This is a genomic window from Protofrankia coriariae, from assembly GCF_001017755.1.
In the GTDB taxonomy this organism is placed as follows: Bacteria; Actinomycetota; Actinomycetes; order Frankiales; family Frankiaceae; genus Protofrankia; species Protofrankia coriariae.
Genome location: NZ_JWIO01000001.1, coordinates 243,197 through 248,874 on the forward strand (window position 1 = coordinate 243,197; position 5,678 = coordinate 248,874).

Below are 5,678 nucleotides of genomic sequence, written 5' to 3' on the forward strand. Positions count from 1 at the left end.
AAGCCACTCCCATGGCGGGGGTGTCATAACAACGTCGGCACACTGTTAAACATCGCAGTCCCATCACCTGGTAGACAGGTACCGATGTCCTCGTCGCTCGCTGTTGCGCTGGTGACTCCGCTGACTGGTCCGGCGGCCGTCCACGGTCTGACCACCCTGCGCGCGGTCACGTTGTGGGCTCGTGATGAGCAGCTTCCGCCGCCGTGGGACGACATCAACGTCACCGCGTACGACGCGCATCCGCATCCCGCGGCGGCGATGCGTGCCGCGGCCGCGGCACGGCCGGATATGATCTTCGGTCCGTACGGTCAGCGCAGCGCGCTGGCCGCGTGTGCCGCCACCGACCGGGTCGTGTTCAACATCGGCGCGCCCTCGACCCGGTTCGTCCGCCAGGCGTTCCCGAACGTCGTCAATCTGCTCTCCCCGCATTCGACGTGGACGCGGGGACTGCTCGCCGCGGTTCGTGCCGCCGACCGGCGGGCCCGCAGGGTCACGGTGCTGACGGCCTCCGACGACCGGGCGTTGGAAGTCGTCTCCGTCGTGCGGGCCGCCGCGGCCCGGCTGGGCTTCGAGGTCGCCTCCAGCGTGTTCCGTCCCGGCCAGGCCATGATCGCCGCACGCCGGCTCCCGCCCGCGGACGTTCTGATCGTCCAGGGTGATCCGGACGACGAGAACGCCGCGGCCGAGGTGCTGCTGCGCAGGCCGTGGCGGGCGGCGGCGTTCTCCACCGCCGGGCATGACGGCGCACTGACCGCACTGCGTGATCGCCGCGACGGCCTGCTGGGCCCGCGGGCCTGGTCACCACGGCTGCCCGCGGATGCTGGCACCGGTCCGAGCGTGTCCGAGTTCGTTGCCTGCTACCAACAGATGTACGACCAGTTGCCGGCCGCGACCGCGGCGGTGGCCTACGCGGCCGGGCTGGTTCTGGGCCGCTGTGTCTGGGCGAGTGGCCGGGCCGACGACCCTCATGTGCTCACCGCCGCGCGCACGCTCGACACGTCCACTCTGCTGGGCCGTTTCCGTCTCGACGAGGCCACCGGCCTCCAGGTCGGTCACCACAGCCATCTCGTGCAGTGGCGGGACGGTGCTGCGCATGTGGTCTGGCCCGCCGACCGGGCGCAGTCCCCACTGGCCTACCCTCGCTCGCGGATCGGGGTGGCGCGGCAGCCCGCCATGACCGCCTCATGAGAAAGCCGGGCGGATCCGTCCGGCTGCCGGGCCGGTTCGCCCGGGCCCGGCAGCCGGGCCGGTTCGCCCGGGCCCGGCAGCCGGGCCGATTCGGGTGGATGCCGGGTCCCACCCCAGGCCGGCAGCAGGAACATCGCCCGCTCCGGGCCCGGACTTCAGGCCGGTTCGGACGGACACCGAACAGGCTCGCCCGGATACCAGGCCAGTTCACCCGGGCTTCGGGCCAGTTCGGACGGACACCGGACCGACCCGCCCAGATGCCAGGCTGGTTCAGGCGAATGCCGGACCGGCCCACTCGGACGCGAGGCTGGCCCGGACGGGTGCCGGGTGGACGGGTCGGGATCGGGATCGGCCTGGCCGCCGTGCTGTTCCTCACCGCGACCGGGCGGTTGTTCGTCTGGCCGGTCCGGGATGCCCCGGAGCCGGTCGACGCGATCGTGATGTATGCCGGCAGCCCCGGCCGGCTGGCCAGAGCGATCGAACTGGCCCGGGCCGGGTACGCACCGGTGCTCGCCGTGTCGACCCCGCCCGGGGCCGACGACCCGTGCCCGGCCGCCCTGCCCGGCATACAGGTGATCTGCTTCCGCCCGGACCCGGTCACCACCCAGGGTGAAGCACGGATGACCGCGGAACTGGCCACCCGTTACGGCTGGCGATCCGTAATGATCGTGGTGGGGACCCCACAGGACACCCGGGCGCGACTACGGGTGAAACGGTGTTACGAGGGCCGCGCCCTGTTCGTCACAGTCTCCCCACGACTACGCGGCTGGCCATACGCGATCAGCTACGAATGGGCCGCCATGATCAAGGCCCTGACCATCCAACGAAACTGCTGACCCCTCCGGCGGCCATTCCCTCACCAGCACCCCACTGTCAGACCGACATACCTTCCCCGGTTGTCCGTGTCCGGAATACCACGATGATGCGGAAGCCGGGCGTGGATGCTCCTGGGGGCTATATTGATGGACGCCCTGTGTAATGCAACGACCGGCCTGAACCGCCCCGGTCTCTAAAAAACCCAGGGTGGTTCACTCAATTCCCATCTGCTCTACCTCCGCCGCGGGGACTGGTCAATGACTGCGGGTGAGCATCCGCGCTGCCCGTTCGGCGAGGAGGCGGATCTCACCTGGCACGTCGGTACCGCCGACGATGAACTCGAGCATGCCGGGGTCGGTGTAGTGGCGATAGATCAGCGCTTCGAGCTCGTCGGCGGTCGCGTCGGTCGTGCCGGTGCGCGCGGCAAGCTCGCGGATATCGTCGGCGTCCCTGCGGCGCTGGGCGATCAGCTTCATGGCGAGAAGGAACTCGTCAGACGCGTACCTCACGTGGAGTCCGGGGGTAGGGACGTGCGCGAGGGCGGCCGGTGGCAGCGGCGGCATCCACATGGCCGCGCGGGTGTTGAGCCAGTTCTCCGGCAGACCGTCCTCGCGGGCGATCGCCCGGGCCTCGTCCAGGACGGCCTGGTCGCGGGTGATCGCGTCGATGTCCTCCGTGCGCCGCAGATCCCGGTGGGAGGTCGCCGCGATGGCCGCACCGCCGACGATGAACACGGCGGCTGAGACGCCGCGTGCCCGTAGCCGCTCGTCGAGCCTGGCCAGAAGCGAAATGATCTCTTTGGCGGAGAACTCGTGCCGGTCGTTCACGCCGTGACCAGGTCACGGGCGGGGACGAAGATGTTGAGTTTCTTCAGGTAGTCCGGAGTCCGGGTGATGATTTCCTCCCGGTCGAGGAAGGGATGCTCGGGAACCCAGGGCTGAGGCAGACGCGTGGGCTCGCACCACGTCGGCGGTTCAACTCCGGCCCGCTCGAACTCCCGCCGCGCCAAGACGGCCAGCAGGGCGTCGAAGCCCGCGCTGCCTGTGGCTGCCGGGACGGCCTCCCAGGCGGCAGCCGATCCGTCGCGCCGCTCCAACAGCAGGCGTAGATGGTCACGGCCCTGAAGGAGCATCCGCCACGCCCACTCCTCGTTGTCGGCGGTGCGAACAGCCTTGGCGGTCGCCGGCGCGGACATCAGCCGTGAGGCGCGCGCGACCGCCAGCGCGCGGGCGATGCGCCGCGCCCGGAAGCAGAACACGGCGGCCGGCTTCGTCCCGCCCGAACGGTAGGTGGAGAACCTGGACGCCGACGTCCCCAGCGCGGCTGCGAACTCGACCTGGGTCAGACCACTGTCAGCCAGGGCGGCGTCGAGGAGCGCCATGACCTCACGAGTGTCCTGATCGAGCTTCACAGACCACACCCTACCAGCTCCTTTATCTGATCAGATAAAGGAGCTGGTAGTGATCCACCGAGCTCGCCGCTCCGCCCTCGAGCAACGCCGTGAGGAGATCCGCCACGGCATGGTCGAATCGATGAAAGTCCTCGACAGCTCACCCACCGCTTCCGTCGCAGCCCTGACCGGCCTGTCGGCCGGGCGGATCGACCAGTTCGGCGGCGCCGGCGACTTGGACGAGGAATAGACCAGCGCCGGTCCGACCGATCCCCACCCCACCCCCGGCAAGCACCTCGCGACCCTGGTCAGCGCCTGGCTCGACGCCGGACAGCCCGCCCTGACCGACGACCACATCGCCCACCTCACCCCCGCCCCGGCCTGCCCGACCCACTGTGGATACCGACCGGCTGGTACCTCTCAACCCGGGCCGTACCAGTCACCACCCACATAGCGCGGATCGTCTGGCGAGACATGAACAGCCCCCGGGCAGCCCGCCACCGTGCAGAGACCCCCCGACACGAACCAGGCGCCGTTCGATGCCATCCCAGAAATCGAGCCCTGCTGACCTACCAGGTCCGACCTGCAACGAGTGACGGCCTGTCCGGCGCGGGGCAATACCAGCTGATCCCGCCGCCGGGTGCATCCACATGCGTTGCGGCGACGGCAAACCCCTTATCCGTCAGGTAGCCCTACGGTCTCCCGCTTGAACGGCTACCCAGCGGGGCCTGCTGGTACAGGTCACATGCCCGCTGGCACAACCCGAGCACGGCACAATTCGTACCCCTACAGGCCGCTCCGTTGCTCACGACCGTTCCGGCACGCGAATACCGCTCTTGTCATGTGTAGTCAGGGATGACCTCGGCCATGCTGTAGGTGGGGGTATCGGGGTTCTCCGCCAAATCGCGGTCGGCGTCCCGAGAGAAATACCGGTCTATGGCGTCTTCAAAGGCGTTGAAATCCTCGATGGGGACGACCGCGGCCACGGCTTGGCCGTTGCGCGTGATGACGGTGGGTGTTCCGCCCTGGGCGCGAGTGATGACCTCGGTGAAATGGGCGCGGGCATCCCTTGCGCTCAGCTCGTTCTGACTGTCGTCCAGACCGGAAGCGTACCCAGAACTGTGTACGCGCAGTGCGGTCACCGCCGCTCCGGCACACCTGTGTCGATCTTTTCTGGTAGCCAGTGCTCACCGCACCACCCCATCGATGATCTACGTCTGCGCACCTCTGATCGCTACGTCACCGATCGTTGTTTTCGTGGTCGGTCTGTTGGCGGTCGGTCTGCTGGCGGTCGTTCTTGGCGGCGAGGACGGCGTCGTAGACGNCACCGCCGCGAGGGCCGTCTTGCGCGGTATTCCAGCGGCTTCGCGGGCGGCGACCTCCGCCGCGAGCGCGGCGGAGAGGGCGGCCGCGGCCGGCGTGCCCGGTTGCGGCCGCGGCTGCGACGACGTCCCGGGTCGACCCGCCACCACCAGGGTGATCTCGCCCCGGACCTCCCGCTCGCGGGCCCATGCCGCCAGCGCGCCGAGATCGTCCCGGACGATCTCCTCCCAGGTCTTGGTCAGTTCGCGGCACACCACGGCCGCGCGGTCGGGCCCGAAGGCCGCGGTAAGATCGTCCAGTGTTGCGGGCAGCCGGTGCGGAGCCTCCAGGATGACCAGTGTGCGCCGCTCCCCGGCCAGCTCGGCCAGGCGTGACCGGCGCTCGCCCGGCCGGCGCGGCAGGAAACCCTCGAACACCCAACGGTCCGTGGGCAGCCCGCTGACAGCGAGCGCGGCGGTCACCGCGGACGGCCCCGGAACGACCGTCACCGCCACCCCGGCCGTGACGGCGGCGGCCACCACCCGGAAACCCGGATCCGACACGGCCGGCATGCCCGCGTCCGTGATGAGCGCGACGGTGGCTCCCGCGCGCAGGTGGGAGAGCAGGAAGTCCGCGCGGGAGGACTCGTTGGCGTCGAAGCAGGAGACCACCCGCCCGGTGATGGTGACGCCGAGGGCCGCGGTCAGCCGGCGCAGGCGGCGGGTGTCCTCGGCCGCGACGATGTCGGCGCGGGCCAGCACCTCGCCCAGGCGGGGGCTGGCATCGCGAACGTCACCGATCGGCGCACCGCAGAGCACCAGAGTTCCGGACACCCGCCGAGTCTGCCAGGTGCCACCACCTACATTGATGCGGTGGCGGTGACAGCGACCTATCCGACCGTGGACGGCGGCGAGCCGCGGACCACGGTCGTCACTAAAAGTAATCGCGATGGCCTGAGCCCACGGGAGCGGCTGGCACCGCC

Annotated in this window: 7 protein-coding genes; 3 read left to right on the forward strand and 4 right to left on the reverse strand. The window is 69.9% G+C overall.

Annotated features, from left to right (window positions below; translation table 11 throughout):
- The first annotated feature begins 84 nt into the window (after positions 1-84).
- Together FrCorBMG51_RS01030 and FrCorBMG51_RS01035 are read left to right on the forward strand one after the other, a co-directional pair.
- Positions 85-1,188 (forward strand): ABC transporter substrate-binding protein, encoded by a 1,104-nt coding sequence (locus tag FrCorBMG51_RS01030; RefSeq protein WP_047221245.1) that lies wholly within the window; start codon positions 85-87, stop codon positions 1,186-1,188.
- Positions 1,189-1,508: 320 nt separating this feature from the next.
- On the forward strand, positions 1,509-2,024 hold the full coding sequence (locus FrCorBMG51_RS01035) for a YdcF family protein (RefSeq protein ID WP_338052662.1): 516 nt from the start codon (positions 1,509-1,511) through the stop codon (positions 2,022-2,024).
- Positions 2,025-2,258: 234 nt separating this feature from the next.
- On the opposite strand, the gene FrCorBMG51_RS01040 is transcribed toward FrCorBMG51_RS01035, so the two are convergent.
- Both FrCorBMG51_RS01040 and FrCorBMG51_RS01045 read right to left on the reverse strand, forming a co-directional pair.
- Positions 2,259-2,831, reverse strand: a complete 573-nt coding sequence (locus FrCorBMG51_RS01040) for a DUF6036 family nucleotidyltransferase (protein WP_052914197.1) — start codon at positions 2,829-2,831, stop codon at positions 2,259-2,261.
- Complete coding sequence (locus tag FrCorBMG51_RS01045) at positions 2,828-3,415, reverse strand: XRE family transcriptional regulator (RefSeq protein ID WP_235433206.1); 588 nt, start codon at positions 3,413-3,415, stop codon at positions 2,828-2,830. Before FrCorBMG51_RS01045 ends, FrCorBMG51_RS01040 begins: the two co-directional genes overlap by 4 nt.
- A gap of 49 nt (positions 3,416-3,464) precedes the next feature.
- On the opposite strand from FrCorBMG51_RS01045, the gene FrCorBMG51_RS26020 reads away from it, so the two are divergent.
- Entirely contained in the window at positions 3,465-3,644 is a 180-nt protein-coding gene (locus tag FrCorBMG51_RS26020) for a hypothetical protein (RefSeq protein ID WP_047221247.1), read from the forward strand.
- Between the two features lie 589 nt (positions 3,645-4,233).
- On the opposite strand, the gene FrCorBMG51_RS01055 is transcribed toward FrCorBMG51_RS26020, so the two are convergent.
- Both FrCorBMG51_RS01055 and rsmI read right to left on the reverse strand, forming a co-directional pair.
- On the reverse strand, positions 4,234-4,536 hold the full coding sequence (locus tag FrCorBMG51_RS01055; RefSeq protein WP_235433207.1) for a type II toxin-antitoxin system Phd/YefM family antitoxin: 303 nt from the start codon (positions 4,534-4,536) through the stop codon (positions 4,234-4,236).
- A gap of 69 nt (positions 4,537-4,605) precedes the next feature.
- Positions 4,606-5,529 (reverse strand): 16S rRNA (cytidine(1402)-2'-O)-methyltransferase, encoded by a 924-nt coding sequence (gene rsmI, locus FrCorBMG51_RS01060; protein WP_086055178.1) that lies wholly within the window; start codon positions 5,527-5,529, stop codon positions 4,606-4,608.
- Between the last annotated feature and the right edge of the window lie 149 nt (positions 5,530-5,678).